16 protein-coding genes are annotated in these 14,413 nt (G+C 61.3%); 4 read left to right on the forward strand and 12 right to left on the reverse strand.

Annotated elements, in window-relative coordinates; translation table 11 throughout:
• Window positions 1-100: 100 nt before the first annotated feature.
• From OS035_RS17270 to OS035_RS17280, 3 genes are all read right to left on the reverse strand, one after another.
• Window positions 101-1,984, reverse strand: a complete 1,884-nt coding sequence (locus OS035_RS17270; protein ID WP_097627276.1) for an ABC-F family ATP-binding cassette domain-containing protein — start codon at window positions 1,982-1,984, stop codon at window positions 101-103.
• 112 nt (window positions 1,985-2,096) lie between these two features.
• On the reverse strand, window positions 2,097-3,146 hold the full coding sequence (locus OS035_RS17275) for a GGDEF domain-containing protein (RefSeq protein ID WP_097627012.1): 1,050 nt from the start codon (window positions 3,144-3,146) through the stop codon (window positions 2,097-2,099).
• A 134-nt stretch (window positions 3,147-3,280) separates the two neighbouring features.
• Complete coding sequence (locus OS035_RS17280; RefSeq protein ID WP_331813927.1) at window positions 3,281-3,790, reverse strand: DinB family protein; 510 nt, start codon at window positions 3,788-3,790, stop codon at window positions 3,281-3,283.
• A 139-nt stretch (window positions 3,791-3,929) separates the two neighbouring features.
• On the opposite strand from OS035_RS17280, the gene OS035_RS17285 reads away from it, so the two are divergent.
• Window positions 3,930-4,619 (forward strand): glutathione S-transferase family protein, encoded by a 690-nt coding sequence (locus OS035_RS17285; RefSeq protein ID WP_097627016.1) that lies wholly within the window; start codon window positions 3,930-3,932, stop codon window positions 4,617-4,619.
• Between the two features lie 81 nt (window positions 4,620-4,700).
• A complete protein-coding gene (gene ndk / locus OS035_RS17290) occupies window positions 4,701-5,123 on the forward strand; it encodes a nucleoside-diphosphate kinase (protein ID WP_003574140.1) in 423 nt (140 codons plus the stop codon).
• 89 nt (window positions 5,124-5,212) lie between these two features.
• Here ndk and OS035_RS17295 read toward each other — a convergent pair whose 3' ends face one another.
• Entirely contained in the window at window positions 5,213-5,716 is a 504-nt protein-coding gene (locus tag OS035_RS17295) for a hypothetical protein (RefSeq protein WP_097627018.1), read from the reverse strand.
• The gene (locus OS035_RS17300; RefSeq protein WP_097627020.1) at window positions 5,713-6,258 is read right to left on the reverse strand and encodes a CGNR zinc finger domain-containing protein; all 546 of its coding nucleotides are present in this window, start codon (window positions 6,256-6,258) and stop codon (window positions 5,713-5,715) included. The genes OS035_RS17295 and OS035_RS17300 overlap by 4 nt, the downstream gene beginning before the upstream one ends.
• Window positions 6,259-6,322: 64 nt before the next feature.
• On the opposite strand from OS035_RS17300, the gene OS035_RS17305 reads away from it, so the two are divergent.
• The gene (locus OS035_RS17305; protein ID WP_097627022.1) at window positions 6,323-7,219 is read left to right on the forward strand and encodes a branched-chain amino acid ABC transporter permease; all 897 of its coding nucleotides are present in this window, start codon (window positions 6,323-6,325) and stop codon (window positions 7,217-7,219) included.
• A gap of 1 nt (window position 7,220) precedes the next feature.
• Here OS035_RS17305 and OS035_RS17310 read toward each other — a convergent pair whose 3' ends face one another.
• The 5 genes from OS035_RS17310 to OS035_RS17330 form a co-directional block, all read right to left on the reverse strand.
• Entirely contained in the window at window positions 7,221-7,682 is a 462-nt protein-coding gene (locus OS035_RS17310) for a molybdenum cofactor biosynthesis protein MoaE (RefSeq protein ID WP_097627277.1), read from the reverse strand.
• 245 nt (window positions 7,683-7,927) lie between these two features.
• Window positions 7,928-8,182: a molybdopterin converting factor subunit 1 gene (gene moaD / locus OS035_RS17315; RefSeq protein WP_097627024.1), complete on the reverse strand. Its 255-nt coding sequence runs from the start codon at window positions 8,180-8,182 to the stop codon at window positions 7,928-7,930.
• A complete protein-coding gene (gene pgsA / locus OS035_RS17320) occupies window positions 8,179-8,769 on the reverse strand; it encodes a CDP-diacylglycerol--glycerol-3-phosphate 3-phosphatidyltransferase (protein ID WP_003587473.1) in 591 nt (196 codons plus the stop codon). The genes moaD and pgsA overlap by 4 nt, the downstream gene beginning before the upstream one ends.
• 204 nt (window positions 8,770-8,973) lie before the next feature.
• On the reverse strand, window positions 8,974-11,016 hold the full coding sequence (gene uvrC, locus OS035_RS17325; protein WP_097627026.1) for an excinuclease ABC subunit UvrC: 2,043 nt from the start codon (window positions 11,014-11,016) through the stop codon (window positions 8,974-8,976).
• Window positions 11,013-11,780, reverse strand: coding sequence for an SDR family oxidoreductase (locus OS035_RS17330; RefSeq protein WP_331813928.1), 768 nt, complete (start codon window positions 11,778-11,780; stop codon window positions 11,013-11,015). Before OS035_RS17330 ends, uvrC begins: the two co-directional genes overlap by 4 nt.
• A gap of 365 nt (window positions 11,781-12,145) precedes the next feature.
• Between OS035_RS17330 and OS035_RS17335 the strand changes: the two genes are divergently transcribed.
• A complete protein-coding gene (locus tag OS035_RS17335) occupies window positions 12,146-12,781 on the forward strand; it encodes an outer membrane protein (RefSeq protein WP_097627030.1) in 636 nt (211 codons plus the stop codon).
• Window positions 12,782-12,859: 78 nt separating this feature from the next.
• On the opposite strand, the gene OS035_RS17340 is transcribed toward OS035_RS17335, so the two are convergent.
• Together OS035_RS17340 and OS035_RS17345 are read right to left on the reverse strand one after the other, a co-directional pair.
• On the reverse strand, window positions 12,860-13,456 hold the full coding sequence (locus tag OS035_RS17340; protein ID WP_097627032.1) for a glutathione S-transferase family protein: 597 nt from the start codon (window positions 13,454-13,456) through the stop codon (window positions 12,860-12,862).
• A gap of 53 nt (window positions 13,457-13,509) precedes the next feature.
• Window positions 13,510-14,382, reverse strand: a complete 873-nt coding sequence (locus OS035_RS17345) for a 23S rRNA (adenine(2030)-N(6))-methyltransferase RlmJ (protein ID WP_097627034.1) — start codon at window positions 14,380-14,382, stop codon at window positions 13,510-13,512.
• Window positions 14,383-14,413 lie beyond the last annotated feature (31 nt).

Raw genomic sequence — 14,413 nt, forward strand, 5'->3', positions numbered from 1 at the left:
GAATTGTGCCGATCCGCGGCACTTCGCCACGCTTTGGACGGAGCATGATGCCGAAAAGCGTCAGCGGTTTTCGGGCGACATCACACTCTGAGGAATATGGCTATCCTGCCATGGCCTCTTCGTATTCGGCCGAAAGCATCAGCCAGTCTTCCTCGGCGGCAGCCAGCTTGGCCGCGGCTTCGCCGCGCTGCTTTGCCTTTTCGGCCGCCTTGGCGGGCGTCTTTTCGTAGAGGGCGGGATTTGCAAGTTCCGCGTCAAGCGCCTGAATCTGTTTCTCCAGCTTCGCCGTCAAGGATTCGATTTCGTTGATCTTTTTCTTGAGCGGCGTCAGCGAGGCGCGACGTTCGGCATTGAGCTTGCGCTGGTCGGCCTTCGACGTCGCATCCTCAGTCAGCTGCGGCTTTTCTTCTTTTTTTTTACCGGATGTGACGATCAGGTCGCGGTATTCGTCCATGTCGCCTTCGAAGGTCGTCACCGTCCCGTCGTTGACCAGCCACAGCCGGTCGACCGTCGCCTCGATCAGGTGGCGGTCATGCGAGATCAGGATGACGGCGCCTTCGTAATCGTTCAGCGCCTCGATCAGCGCCCGGCGGCTGTCGATGTCGAGATGGTTTGTCGGTTCGTCGAGGATCAGCAGATTGGGTGCGTTGAAGGCGGCGAGCCCCATCAGCAGCCGGGCCTTTTCGCCGCCCGAAAGATCCTTGGCGGCGGTTGCCATCTTCTCGGTCGCAAGCCCCATCTGGGCGACGCGGGCGCGCACCTTCGGCTCCGGCGCGCCAGGCATCAGCCGGCGCACGTGCTCGACCGGCGACTGCTCGGGAATGAGGTCGTCGAGTTGATGCTGAGCGAAGAAACCGATCTTCAGGCTCGGCGCCAGCTTCACTTCGCCGCTTTCCGGCGCAAGCCGGCCGGAGATGAATTTGGCGAAGGTCGATTTGCCGTTGCCGTTCGAGCCGAGCAGGGCGATGCGGTCGTCATTGTCGATGCGCAGGTTGAGGTTCTTCAGGATCGGATTGCCGGGCTCGTAGCCGACGGCGCCGCTCTGGATCGCAACGATCGGCGAGGCCGGCTGCTTTTCCGGCTCGGGAAAAGTGATCGGCTGTACGTGATCCTCGATGACAGCGGCGACGGTTCCCATGCGCTCGAGCGCCTTGACTCGCGATTGCGCCTGCCGGGCCTTGGAGGCCTTGGCCTTGAAGCGATCGATGAAGCTCTGCAGATGTTTGCGCGCCGCGTCGTTCTTGGCCTTGGCCTTGGTCTGCAGCTCGTCGGCTTCCGCCTTCTGCCGCTCGAACTGATCGTAGCCGCCGCGATAGAAGGTCAGCTTCTTCTGGTCGAGATGGACGATTGCGTTGACCGCGTTGTTCAGGAGGTCGCGGTCGTGGCTGATGATGATGACGGTGTGCGGATAGCGGCGGACATAGTCTTCCAGCCACAACGTGCCTTCGAGGTCGAGATAGTTTGTGGGTTCGTCGAGCAGCAGCAGATCCGGCTCGGAAAACAGCACGGCGGCAAGCGCCACGCGCATGCGCCAGCCGCCGGAGAAGGAAGAGGCGGGGCGGGCTTGCGCCGCCTGGTCGAAGCCGAGGCCGGCAAGAATGCTCGCGGCGCGCGCCTCGGCCGAATGCGCGTCGATATCGACAAGGCGCATCTGGATTTCGGCGATGCGGTGGGGATCGGTCGCCGTTTCCGCCTCGGCCACGAGGGCCGCGCGTTCCTTGTCGGCTGAAAGCACGATCTCGATCAGGGATTGCTCGGTTGCCGGTGCTTCCTGCGCCACCTGACCGATGCGTGCCGCCTTCGGGATCGACACCGATCCGGTCTCCGAGCCGAGATCGCCGGTAATGACGCGAAACAGCGTGGACTTGCCGGCGCCGTTGCGCCCGACCAGCCCCGCCTTCGTGCCCGAAGGCAGCGAAATGCTGGCATTGTCGAGAAGCAGGCGCCCGGCAATGCGGGCGGAAATATCGGTGAGCGTGATCATGGCCGGCGTTTTGGCCGAAAGCGCCCGCCAAGGCAAGAGCGCTTGTTCCCACGCCAAGCTTGCTTGGGCGCTGAGAAGCTTGCTTGTGGCCGGCGGCGCGCTGTCAGCGCCTTCAGTGGCCGAAAGCCTGCACCGGCTGGCGGGGGTTCGTCTGCGCGGCGAGGAGCGCCACGCGGGCATTGGCCTGCAACTGTCCAGGCGTTGCCGCATCCGTGCTGAGCGCGACGCCGATCGAGATGGTCAGCCTGCCGCGATCGGCCCTGTCGGAGGTCGCGAAGACCAGATTGTCCTCGACGGAAGCGCGCAGGCGCTCGGCGATCGTCATCGCATCCTGCATGCCGACATTGGCAAACAGGAAAGCGAATTCGTCCGCCTCGGTGCGGGCGACGAAGTCGTTCTTCTTGACCGATTTGCGGAAGAGGGCGGCGAGCTTCTTCAGCAGCTTGTTGCCGGCCTGGGTGCCGTATCTGTCGTTGAGATCGGTGAAGTTGTCGATATCGACCATAACAAGCGCGCTGCCGGCGAAACCTTCGTCGCGCTGATAGAGATCGGCGATTTGGCGGTTCAGTGCGATGCGGTTCGGAAGTCCGGTGATCCGGTCGGCGACGGCGGCCGATTGCATCGCCGAAATGCCGCGCTCCAGCGTCTCCAGCCTCTTGATGTCGTCCTGCAGCCTATCCGCGATCTCCGTTTCCGCCGACAACACCGTCGCCAGCGAGGCGGAGAGGTAGTCTATCTCGCCGAGGAAGGCGGTGAGGCTCTGGTTGTCGTTGCCGGAAAACGATTTCAGGATCGTGCCGCAGGCGCGTGCAAAGGCGTCTTTGTGCCGCAGCCCCTCGGCAAGCCTCTCCGCCACCTCGCGCAGCATCCGGCTCGCCTCGTTGCGCGACGTCTCGCCGGCCAGACCGCAATGGCCGACAAGGCGGTATTTCAATCCGAGTTCGTCGAGCATCGCCTGTTGCGGCTGCGCACCGAGCGCCGCGATATCCTGTGCAAGGCCGGCATTGAGCCCGATGATCGCTTCGTGGAAAAGTTCGTAATTGCGCGGCAGCGCCGCAATGTTCAGGCGCGTCAGGTGCTGGGCGATCCTCTGAATGTCGGCCATAGGCGTCGGATGCGCGGCCTCGCGCGGCACCAAAGCGTTTGCGCTTGCATTCTGCATGACAATCCCTCGCAGCCTGGCTTATTCCTTCATTCCGCTATGCCTGCAAGGCTTTAAGAGAGGCTGAATCTTTGGCTGAATTGCCTGCGCAACCGGCAAAGGCGGTTAATACCGTCTTGATGATAAAGGCTGCCTCACATCCACTCGCGGCCGTCGCTGCGCAGGAAGTAGATGAGATCGAGACTGAGGCTCGGCTTGCCGAGCGCCGTCAGCGTCATGTGGCATTGGCCGCGATGATGGGTCTGGTGATTGAAGAGATGCGCAAGGGCCGGCTGCAATGGCTGGGTGATTTCGATCGGCTGCGTCACCGGCACATAGGTGAAGTCGGCGGCAAGGCTTGCCTCATCAAGCGTGCCCGTCCAGGCAATGATCCGCTCGTCCTCCGCCCTCCGTGCGGCGGTAAGCGCATCCAGTTCTTCATAAAGAACGGCATCGAGTGTCGTCGGCGCTTCGCCGGTACCGGTGAAGCGCTTCATCCAGATCCGGTCGGCGACGAGCAGATGATTGAGCGTGCGGTGCAGTGAGCCGAAGAAGGCGCCGCGGTCGCTGCGGAATTCCGCATCACTGAGTTCGGCCGCTGCCGCGTAGACCTGGGCGTTGACCCAGCGGTTATACGCAGCAAACATGCTGTAATGTCGGAGCATTCGATCCCCCCTGTCCTGATTACGGCAGTCTAATCAGTTTCCCGAGAAATCCGAGTGATGGCGCCATGAAAATTCCTGATTTGATCGCAGGCTTTTTCTGTCGTGGAATGCGCTGCGTTTCGATCTCGAAAGGACTGTCATGACCAGAGCCCTCTATTCCCTATGCGGTGCAGACAAGCAGCACTTCTTCTCGCCTCATTGCTGGAAGGCAGTGATGGCGCTGGCGCATAAGGGGCTGGATTTCGAGGAGATCCCGACGACCTATGCCCGCATCCGCGCAATCGGCGGCGGCGTCTCGCAGACCGTGCCCGTTCTCGACGACAATGGCAGGCTGATCCCCGACAGTTTCGACATCGCTCTCTATCTGGAGGAGGCCTATCCCGAGCGGCAGTCGCTGTTTAACGGCGAGGGCGGCAAGGCGCTGTCGCGCATGGTCGAGGGCTATTCGCAGATGATCATCCATCCGGCCATCACGCGGATCGCCCTTCTCGACATCCACGCCAATCTCGACGAGGGAGACAAGGCCTATTTCCGCGAGAGCCGCGAAGCTCGTCTCGGGAAATCATTCGAAGTCGTTGCTGCGGGTAGCGAGGCGGAGAAGGCCGCCTTCGGCGCCAAGCTGGAGCCGCTCCGGCACATGCTGAAATTCCAGCCTTTCATCGGTGGGCAAACGCCGCTCTTTGCCGATTATATCGTCTTCGGGGCGCTGCAATGGCTGCGTATCTGCACTGGTCTCGCCATGCTGGCCGCCGACGATCCCGTCTTGGGCTGGTTCGAACGCTGCCTCGATCTCCATCAAAGCCGCGGCCGGACTGTGACAGCGGCGTGAAATTGCCGCCGACCTCTTGTTTTCGGGCGGTGGGGCGGGTAAAGACCGCCCACTTTTCCCGAGAAACCAGAGGATTTGACTATGGCGATTGAACGCACCTTCTCGATGATCAAGCCGGATGCAACCAAGCGCAACCTGACGGGCGCCATCACCAAGATGCTCGAAGATGCCGGCCTGCGCGTCGTCGCCTCCAAGCGCGTCTGGATGAGCCGCCGCGAAGCCGAAGGCTTCTACGCCGTTCACAAGGATCGCCCCTTCTTCGGCGAACTCGTCGAAGGCATGACCTCCGGTCCGACCGTCGTTCAGGTTCTGGAAGGCGAAGGCGCCATCCTCAAGAACCGCGAGATCATGGGCGCGACCAACCCGGCAAACGCTGACGAAGGCACGATCCGCAAGGTTCATGCCCTGTCGATCGGCGAAAATTCCGTTCACGGTTCGGATGCTCCGGAAACGGCTGCCCAGGAAATCAAGTACTGGTTCTCCGATACCGAAGTCGTCGGCTGAGGCCACGCTTCGGCATTGGCGCGCAATGCCTTGAATTGACTCTCGAAAGCCGGGGCTTCGCTCCGGCTTTTTCTATGCCGGGCGTTCCTTTATGCCGGGCATTTGTCGGTGTTTGAGAAATCGACGCTGCCGTCCGGCTTGAAGACCTCAGGGTTCTTGTCATAAAGCGCACCAACAACGAGCGGCTTGCTCGGCAGCACGGTCTGGTCCAGGTCGGATCGGAATTGCGTCTTCAATTCCTGCAGCACCTTGCCGTCCTTGTCGACCAGACGGAGGCTGACGGAATAGGGACGGTCCTTGCGTACGCAGTGCAGGTTTTGGCTCTGCAGTGCGATCTTGTCGTCGATCGGATAGATTTTCTGGTTCAGCACCAGTGGTTCGCCGCCTTGAGGATTTTCGAATTCGGCGATGATGACCGAACCATCGGGAATGGGACCTGTCTTCTTCAGCGTCAGCAGATAGGTGGCGCTCGCCACCCGATAGTTGAAGACGAAGAGATGGCCGGTGACCTCGACGAGATTTTCGGCCTGGCGCTGGCAGGCCGAAAGTAGAAGGCTGGCCGCTGCCGCTGTTATGATCAAATATATTCTCATGGCGTCTCCTCCTTCTTGCGGCGGTAGTGGCGGTTCGCCTTGGCGCGGTTGCCGCAGACCGCCATGTCGCACCAGGCGCGGCTCCTGTTCTTGCTGCGATCGATGAACAGCCAGCCGCAATTGCCGCAGATTTTCATGCGCTCCGGATCCGGCATGGCGACCAACCGCAGCACCGAATGGGCTGTGGCCCTGGCCACGCTGCCGGGGTTTGCCTCGCGCAACACTTTTGCCAGCAGCTCCAGCAGCACGGCCAGCAATTGGTCGTCGCCGCCATCCAGTATACGCTTGCGGAAATAGCGGTCGATCGCTTCCCGCAGCGCGAGGAAATCCGTCTCGTCTTCACTAGCCACCGGAGCGATGTCGCCGAAGAGGGCCCGTTCGGCACAGAATTCGGCAGCGGCGCGCGGAAAGTCCTGCATCTGGCCCTGAACCGCGAAGCGGTCGATCCGCCGCGCTGCATCGTGGCGCAGCACGACGCTATTGGCGACATCGAGCGCCAGCGCGCCTCCGGCAAAGCGGTGAGGGGTCCAGGAAAAGCTCATGATGAAATTATAACTGGTGAAATAGGTTTTACCAGTTATAATTTGCCGACGCGGGGTGCATGGAATGGCCTATCTTCTGCAGCAACTGGCGAATGCGGTTCCGCTCGCTGCTCTTTATGCCGCGCTCGCCTTCGGCTATGCCGTCGCCTTCGGCGTGACCAAGCGAGCCGACATCACCTATGGGGCGATCTTCGCCTTCGCAGGCCAGATCCTGCTGCTCTTCACCGAACTCGCCTATGTCAAGTTCTGGTTGGTGCTGCCGGCGGCCCTTGCCGTCGGCGCCGGCGCTGCCATCGTCTATTCGTTGGCGGCGGGCATATGGATCGGCCGCTCGATCATGCTGCCGCTGGTCAGCAAATCGCCGAATACGGTGATCGTCGCCGCCCTTGGTATCATGATCGTGCTGATGGAAACTGCCCGGCTTGCCGCTGATACCCGTGCCATCTGGCTGCCACCCTTCCTGAACGGCACGGTCGTCTTCTGGAGCGACGGCCCGTTCAAGGTGACGCTGACCTATATCCAGCTGATCGACACGGTACTGATGGCAGCCATGGTCGCGGTGGGTGCGCTGATCCTCAGGCGCACGGCCTGGGGCCGCATCTGGCGCGCCGTTACCGACGATCCGCTGGCCGCCGAGCTCTGCGGCACCAGCGCCGACCGGGTCTTCCTCGTCGCCTATGCCGCGGCCGCCCTCGTCGCCACGATCTGCGGTATCCTCGCGACCTTCTATTACGGCTCGATGGATTTCGGCGCGGGCCTGATGTTCGGGCTGAAGGTGCTGCTGATATCAGCCGTCGGTGGTTACTCCGATCCGCTGCGCTCGGCAGGCGGGGCCGCCGGGCTCGCCGTCGTCGAGACCCTATGGGGCGCCTATGGCCCCTTCGTCTGGCGCGATCTGGTCATTTTCTCGCTGCTCGTTCTATTGCTGGTCATGAGCCGCAGGGAGCGAGTGGTGCTTTAGCTTATTTCCACTTGCCGCGCGCCGTATCGTCGGCATCTTTCGCCGCGACCCAGTCGCCGGCCGCGCCATCCTTGCCATGTTCCTTCTTCCAAAAGGGGGCTGCTGTCTTCAGGAAGTCCATGACGAAGTTGGCGCCGTCGAACGCCGCTTGCCGGTGCGGTGCGGCCGCAACGACGAGCACGATATTCTCGCCGACGGCGATCTTGCCGTATCGGTGGATGGCGGTGAGGCCGAGCAGCCCGAAGCGCTCGATGGCGAGTTTACCGATGCGGGTCATCTCGGCTTCGGCCATGCCGGGGTAATGTTCGAGTTCGAGGGCGGCGAGGGTTCCGCCGTCATCGCGGCAGAGGCCGGAGAAGGTGACGACGGCGCCGATGCCCGGCTTGCCCTTGGAGAGATGGTCGACCTCCGCCTGCAGGTCGAAATCCTCATGTTGGACACGGATGGTGGGAGTGATGGTCACCACGGGGACCTCCGCTGCTTTGATGCGCTGCCGTATCCCCAAGCTCCCTCATTCATGTGCTTGTCACAGGAATCCAGCCACCGCGCGTCCGCGCGGTGAATGACTCTTTCCTTTTGGCAAGTGCTTCTCCCGCGCCCAAGGACTTGGGCGCACTGGATTCCTGTGACAAGCACAGGAATGAGGGAGATAGAGGAAGACGCAGTCCTACCCATTGTAAGTTTTCCCAAGCCCGGACGGACCGGACTTCACCCCCCCGTCATCGGCGGAAATATCCCGATCTCCCGTGCGCCCGATATCGGCTCGTCATGCTCGACATGCTCCATGTCGAGCGCCACCCTGATCACGTCCGGATATTGAAGCGCGGCCTCATATTCTTCGCCTAGCGTCTTCAAATGATTCAACAGATCGGTAACGGTGACGACCGAGGAGGGAAGGTCGATCTCCTCCTCGCCTTTGCCGATGCGCTCGCGCACCCATGCGAAATAGACAAGCCGCGTCATTCCTCGTCATCCACGATATGTTTCAGCCCGGCGCGGAAATAATCATAGCCGGTATAGATGGTCAGCAATGCGGCGATCCACAGAAGCGCGATGCCGGTCTGCGTCGTATAGGGGAATATCTCGTCGCCGGCAGGACCCGCGAGCAGGAAGGCGATGGCGACGAGCTGCAGCGTCGTCTTCCACTTGGCGATCCGCGTCACCGGCACGCTGACCTTCAGCGCCGCCAGATATTCACGCAGGCCGGAAACGAGGATCTCGCGGCAGAGAATGGTGATCGCCGCCCAGATCGACCAGCCGGCGATCGTCTGGTCGGCTGCGACCAGGAGCAGGATCGAGGCGACCAGCAGCTTGTCGGCGATCGGGTCGAGCATGCGGCCGATATTCGAGGTCTGATTCCAGATGCGCGCGAGATAGCCGTCGAGGAAATCGGTGATCGAGGCGATGACGAAGATCCACAGTGCCACCCAGCGCGCCGTGTTGCTGATTGACAGCCTGCCTTCGATGAAGAAGCAGAGAACGATCAGCGGTACCGCGAGGATACGGCCGTAGGTCAGGAGGTTGGGGATGCTGTACGCACGCGATGCCATGGGATCGTTTCTCTGACTTGATGCGCCGCTGCAGCGCCGCGCGTCTTTTCAGGACGCTGTAACACTTTGAATCGACGCATCGGGCTTTTCTGATATCGAGTCCGATGTACGGGCCGATGCGGTAGATGACGGCTTTGACCGCGGACCGTCAACATTCTTTCTGTCTTTTCACTGCCTTTGCGTGGAATTTGCGACGGGCGCCGGTTATTTCGCGGCGTCGTCGTGGAAATGGTTGTAGACCTGCTTGGCGACGGCCTCCGAAATGCCTTCCACCGCCATCAGGTCGGAGAGTGCGGCGCGCGAAACCGCTTTCGCCGTGCCGAAATGCTGAAGCAGCGCGCGCTTGCGCGATGGACCGATGCCGCCGATCTCGTCGAGCGGGTTCTTGACCATTTCCTTCTTGCGCCGGGCCCGGTGCGAGCCGATCGCGAAACGATGCGCCTCGTCGCGCATGCGCTGGACGAAATAGAGCACAGGATCGCGCGGCGGCAGGGTAAAACTCTCGCGTCCGGGAGGGAAGAAGCGCTCGCGCCCGGCATCGCGGTCGACACCCTTGGCGATGCCGATCGCCATGACGCTGTCGGTGATGCCGAGCTCGGTGAGGATGGCGCGCACCGCCGTCATCTGCCCCTGGCCGCCGTCGATCAGGATCACGTCGGGCCACGCCGGGAAGGGCATGTCGGCGGCGTCGGCGGGGCCTGCCTGCGCCGTACGATCGGGAATGCCTTCCTCCTTGATCAGCCGCGAGAACCGCCGCGTCATCACTTCCTTCATCATGCCGAAATCGTCACCGGGGGTGATGTCGGTCGATTTGATGTTGAACTTGCGGTACTGGTTTTTGACGAAGCCTTCCGGCCCCGCGACCACCATGCCGCCGACGGCATTGGTGCCCATAATATGCGAGTTGTCGTAGATTTCGATGCGCTGCGGCACATAGGCAAGCCCGAACGTGTCCTTGAAACCGTCGAGCAGCCGCGACTGCGACGCCGTTTCGGCAAGCTTTCGCCCATGCGCCTCGCGGGCATTGCCGACGACATGGTCGACCAGATCGCGCTTCTCTCCGCGCTGCGGCACCAGGATCGAAACCTTATGGCCGACCTTTTCGCTAAGGGCGGCTGCGAGCAATTCCATCTCCTCGATCGTTTCCGACAGCATGATCTGTTTCGGCACCGGCTTGTCGTCGTAGAATTGCGCGAGAAAGGCATTCAACACTTCGGCGCCGGAAAGCTGCGGATCGGCCTTTGGGAAATAGGCGCGATTGCCCCAGTTCTGTCCGGTGCGGAAGAAGAATACCTGGATGCAGGAGACGCCGCCCTCGTGGTGGATGGCGAAAACGTCAGCCTCCTCGACGCCGGCCGGATTGATGCCCTGATGGCTCTGCACATGCGAAAGTGCGGCCAGGCGGTCGCGATAAATTGCCGCCCGCTCGAAGTCGAGATCCTCGGCCGCCTGGTTCATGGCCTCGGCCATATGCGACTTGACCTTTTGGCTCTTGCCGGAGAGGAAGTCCTTCGCCTCCTGCACCAGTTCGGCGTAGCCCCCGTCGCTGACCTCGTGGGTGCACGGCCCGGAACAGCGCTTGATCTGGTAGAGCAGGCAGGGGCGGGTGCGCGTTTCGAAGACGCTGTCGGTGCAGGTGCGGATCAGGAAGGCGCGCTGCAACGAATTGATCGTCCGCCCGACCGCGCCGGCCGAGGCGAACGGCCCGAAGTAGTCGCCCTTCCGCGCTCTCGCACCGCGATGCTTGAAAATGGCCGGCGCCCGGTGATCGCCGGTGATGAGGATATAGGGAAAGGACTTGTCGTCGCGCAGCAGCACGTTAAAGCGCGGCCGCAAGCGCTTGATCAGATTCGCTTCCAGGAGCAGCGCTTCGGTTTCCGTGCGCGTCGTCACGAATTCCATGTTCGCCGTTTGGCGCACCATCTGCGCTATGCGGTTGGAATGCACGCGGCCGACGGCGTAATTGCCGACGCGCTTCTTCAGGCTGCGCGCCTTGCCGACATAGAGCACGTCACCCTCGGCGTTGAACATGCGGTAGACGCCGGGGCTGTTCGGCAGCCGCTTGACGAATTCGCCGATCAGCTCGGCGCCGATGAGTCCGGTCTCGTTGAGGCTGCCGGCGTTCCAGTCGACCGCAGTCGCAAGCGGGGCGGCGGCGGAAAGGTCGCCTTCCACCTCGATCTCGTCTTCGCTCTCATCCGTATCGTCGTAGAGAACCCCGCCATCCGGCAGCTTTCGTCCGTTCATTCCGTAATCTCCGCCACATCGGGCGTCTGCCAGGCAAGGTGCTGGCCGCCGTCGAGGGCAATCATCTGGCCGGTGATCGAGGGCGTGTCGTAAAGGAAGCGAATCGTTTGTCCGAATTCCTCCAGCGCCGGCCCTCGCTGCAGGATAAGGGCTGAGACCTGCGCTTGGAAGTCCTCCTGCGCCTGCCGTTCGCTCGGCATCGACGGGCCGGGGCCGATGGCATTGACGCGGATGGCCGGCGCCAATGCCTGGGCAAGTGTCTGCGTTGCCGTCCATAGCGCCGATTTGGATAGCGTATAGGAATAGAAGCTGGGCCTCAGTGCCCAGACCCGCTGGTCGATGATGTTGACGATCAATCCGGTCGCATCGTCGGGTAGCTGTTCGGCAAAGGCTGCGGCAAGGATCGAGGGCGCCCGCACATGGACGTCGAAATGCTGCGCCCATGCCTGCTCATCGAAACTGCGGGCCGAATCCTGGCGGAAGATGGAGGCGTTGTTGACGAGCAGGTCGAGCGGACCGAGGTCTTCCGACGCTCTTTTTACGAGTTCGCCGGTTTCGCCGATATTGGTAAGATCGGCCTTGAGCGCGATCGCCCGATATCCCTTCTGCCGCAATTCCGCCACCAGCTCTTCGGCTTCACTGAGGGAGCCCTTCGCGTGGATGGCAACGGAAAAGCAATTTGCAGCAAGGTCTTCGGCGATTGCCCGGCCTATTCTTTTAGCAGCCCCTGTTACAAGGGCCGAGCGAAGTCTTTTGTGGTTCAAAATCCTGCCTTCTAATCCCGCGAGTCTGTCTGCCGACTATATAGGCGCGGGCGGAGATTATATAAATAGGTCGTTGTGGTTGCGTCCGTGGGCGGGATATTCTATGTATTATTTAAGAATGCGATTTCCTAAAATAAGTATTTTCAGTTTAACTCTTCAGTAGGGTTAATGAAGTGTATGTTGCAGGCAAGCAACATCGAATTTCGGCCATGCGGCAGCCACAATGATATCACAATTTGGCTCTTTCAAATCCGCATTTGAGTTCCAATTTCAGTCTCGATCCGGAAGGGACATCTGGCAATATCCCGCCAATGCTTCACTGATAGACAGATGATCAGCGGCGCGGGACTGAAAGGAGACTAAGTATGCGTGTACTCATTGCTGGCCTCATGGCCTCCGTTTTTGCAATTGCGGGCGTCTCGGCAGCTCAGGCGGCCGATGCCGTCGACCAGGTTCCGGAAGCACCGGTCGCCCAGGAAGCCCCGGTCAAGCCGGCCGGCAGCTGGGAAGGCTTCTACCTCGGCGGCGCCGGCACCTACAACATGGGTGACTTCGGTTCCGACCGCCACACCTATGGTTTCGGCGGCCAGGTCTTCACCGGCTATAACTGGCAGCAGGGCCAGATCGTTTACGGCGTTGAATCCGACCTCGGCTACAGCGGCGACGACGTTTCCTCGGGCGGCGTCAAGAACAAGTATGGCTGGAACGGCTCCGTTCGTGGCCGCGTCGGCTACGACATGAACCCCTTCCTGCTCTATGGCACGGCCGGTCTTGCGCTCGGCGACGTCAAGGTTTCCGACGGCACCTCGGACGAAAGCAAGACGAACTACGGCTATACGGTCGGCGCCGGCGTCGAAGCCTTCGTGACCAACAACATCACGACGCGCTTGGAATATCGCTACACCGACTACCAGAGCAAGGATTACGACCTCGACTCCGGCAGCTTCTCACGCGGTTACGACGAGAACAGCGTCAAGCTCGGTATCGGCGTCAAGTTCTAAGCCGAACGGAATTATTCAAACATGGAAAAGCCGGGCAAACGCCCGGCTTTTTGCTGCTCGCCTGTTGTTGCCAAGCGCTCAGGCCTGGGTCTTGAGTTCCTGATAGGCGGGGAATTTCTTTTCGAACTGCCGCAACCAGTCGATCAGCGGCGCATGATCGGCTTCCCACTGGCCCTTGAAGCGCAGATCGAGATAGCCGAGCGTGGCGGCCAAGGCGAAATGCCCGCCGTTGAGTTTCTTGCCCAATTTCGGCGGCTTGGCGCTCAGATGCGTAAGCCCGCTCGTCACCTTTTTCCATTGCCGGTCGATCCAGGGCTGGTGGATCTTTTCCTCGTCGCGAAAACGCCGCTCATACATGATCGCCAGCAGGCAATCGCAGATGCCGTCGCAGAGCGATTCGAGGACGTCGGCATCCGTGCGTTTGCCCTTCTTGGAGGGATAGAGCTTGCCCTTCGCCAGCCGGTCGAAATAGTGCATGATCGCCACGCTGTCGAAGACCGAGGCGCCGTCATCGGCCAGCAGCGTCGGGATCTTGCCGAGCGGATTATTCTCCACCAGGATCGCCGGCGCCGTATTGGTGTCGACCCGGATGGCGTTCAACTCGAGATCCAGGAAATGCGCGGCCATCCGCACCTTGCTGGAATAGGGTGAGGGGGGCGACCAAAGAAGCTTCATGCAGCACCTGATTTGTGGAACTGCGCGGACTATTCCCGAACCGGGTTGTCCGGTCAATCGTCGTCCTTGACCGTCTTGGTCTCGCCGCGCAGCCAGAAGGCGCGGTGCGAGGCGAAACGATCCTGCGCCAAATGGTCCTTCAGCGCCGGCAGCAGTTGGTGCAGCTCGTCCTTCAGGGTGAAGGGCGGATTGACGATAACGAGGCCTGAACCCGTCAATCCCGTGATGCCGCGGTCGCTGCGAACAGAAAGCTCGGCGCAGAGCATTTTCGGAATGTCGAGCGCCTGTAGCCTCTCGTGGAATTCTTTGATCGGCGCGCCCTTTTTCAGCGGATACCACAGGCAATAGGTGCCGCCTGGAAAACGGCGATAGGCCTTTTCCAGCCCCTCGGCCAGACGCTGATATTCGTCCTCTTCCTCGAAAGGCGGATCGACAAGCACGATGCCGCGTTTCTCCTTCGGCGGCAGATGCGCGCCGAGCGCCAGCCAGCCGTCGAGTTCGGTGATTCGCGCATGGTGGTCGCCCTCAAACAGCCGGTGCAGGCGGGCGAAATCCTCGGGGTGCAGCTCCATCGCCGACAGCCGGTCCTGCGGCCGGAACAGCAGGCGCGCCAGTTTCGGCGATCCGGGATAGAAGCGGACGCCGCCCTCAGGGTTGAGTTCGCGGATGGCTGCAAGGTAGGGCTCCAGCAGTTCGGAAACCTGCGGTCCGAGATCGGCCTCCATCAGCTTGCCGATGCCGTCGAGCCATTCGCCGGTTTTCTGCGCTTCTTCGGAGGAGAGGTCGTAGAGCCCGATGCCGGCATGCGTGTCGAGGACGCGGAAGGCACCATCCTTTTTCTGCATGTAGCGGATCAGCCGCGCCAGCACGGCATGTTTCAGCACATCGGCAAAATTGCCCGCATGATAGATGTGGCGGTAGTTCATTTTCGCTGATGTCCGTATGAATTCGCGTCAT

This window comes from Rhizobium sp. 268, from assembly GCF_036571585.1.
Classification (GTDB): Bacteria; Pseudomonadota; Alphaproteobacteria; order Rhizobiales; family Rhizobiaceae; genus Rhizobium; species Rhizobium redzepovicii.

Coding starts and splice junctions, on each gene's coding strand:
- uvrC (WP_097627026.1), bottom strand. CDS start 11,016: ATGAACGGACGAAAGCTGCCGGATGGCGGGGTTCTCTACGACGATACG.
- OS035_RS17270 (WP_097627276.1), bottom strand. CDS start 1,984: ATGATCACGCTCACCGATATTTCCGCCCGCATTGCCGGGCGCCTGCTT.
- OS035_RS17295 (WP_097627018.1), bottom strand. CDS start 5,716: ATGAGAATATATTTGATCATAACAGCGGCAGCGGCCAGCCTTCTACTT.
- pgsA (WP_003587473.1), bottom strand. CDS start 8,769: ATGGCATCGCGTGCGTACAGCATCCCCAACCTCCTGACCTACGGCCGT.
- OS035_RS17285 (WP_097627016.1), top strand. CDS start 3,930: ATGACCAGAGCCCTCTATTCCCTATGCGGTGCAGACAAGCAGCACTTC.
- OS035_RS17300 (WP_097627020.1), bottom strand. CDS start 6,258: ATGAGCTTTTCCTGGACCCCTCACCGCTTTGCCGGAGGCGCGCTGGCG.
- OS035_RS17345 (WP_097627034.1), bottom strand. CDS start 14,382: ATGAACTACCGCCACATCTATCATGCGGGCAATTTTGCCGATGTGCTG.
- OS035_RS17275 (WP_097627012.1), bottom strand. CDS start 3,146: ATGCAGAATGCAAGCGCAAACGCTTTGGTGCCGCGCGAGGCCGCGCAT.
- OS035_RS17305 (WP_097627022.1), top strand. CDS start 6,323: ATGGCCTATCTTCTGCAGCAACTGGCGAATGCGGTTCCGCTCGCTGCT.
- OS035_RS17340 (WP_097627032.1), bottom strand. CDS start 13,456: ATGAAGCTTCTTTGGTCGCCCCCCTCACCCTATTCCAGCAAGGTGCGG.
- OS035_RS17335 (WP_097627030.1), top strand. CDS start 12,146: ATGCGTGTACTCATTGCTGGCCTCATGGCCTCCGTTTTTGCAATTGCG.
- moaD (WP_097627024.1), bottom strand. CDS start 8,182: ATGACGCGGCTTGTCTATTTCGCATGGGTGCGCGAGCGCATCGGCAAA.
- ndk (WP_003574140.1), top strand. CDS start 4,701: ATGGCGATTGAACGCACCTTCTCGATGATCAAGCCGGATGCAACCAAG.
- OS035_RS17280 (WP_331813927.1), bottom strand. CDS start 3,790: ATGCTCCGACATTACAGCATGTTTGCTGCGTATAACCGCTGGGTCAAC.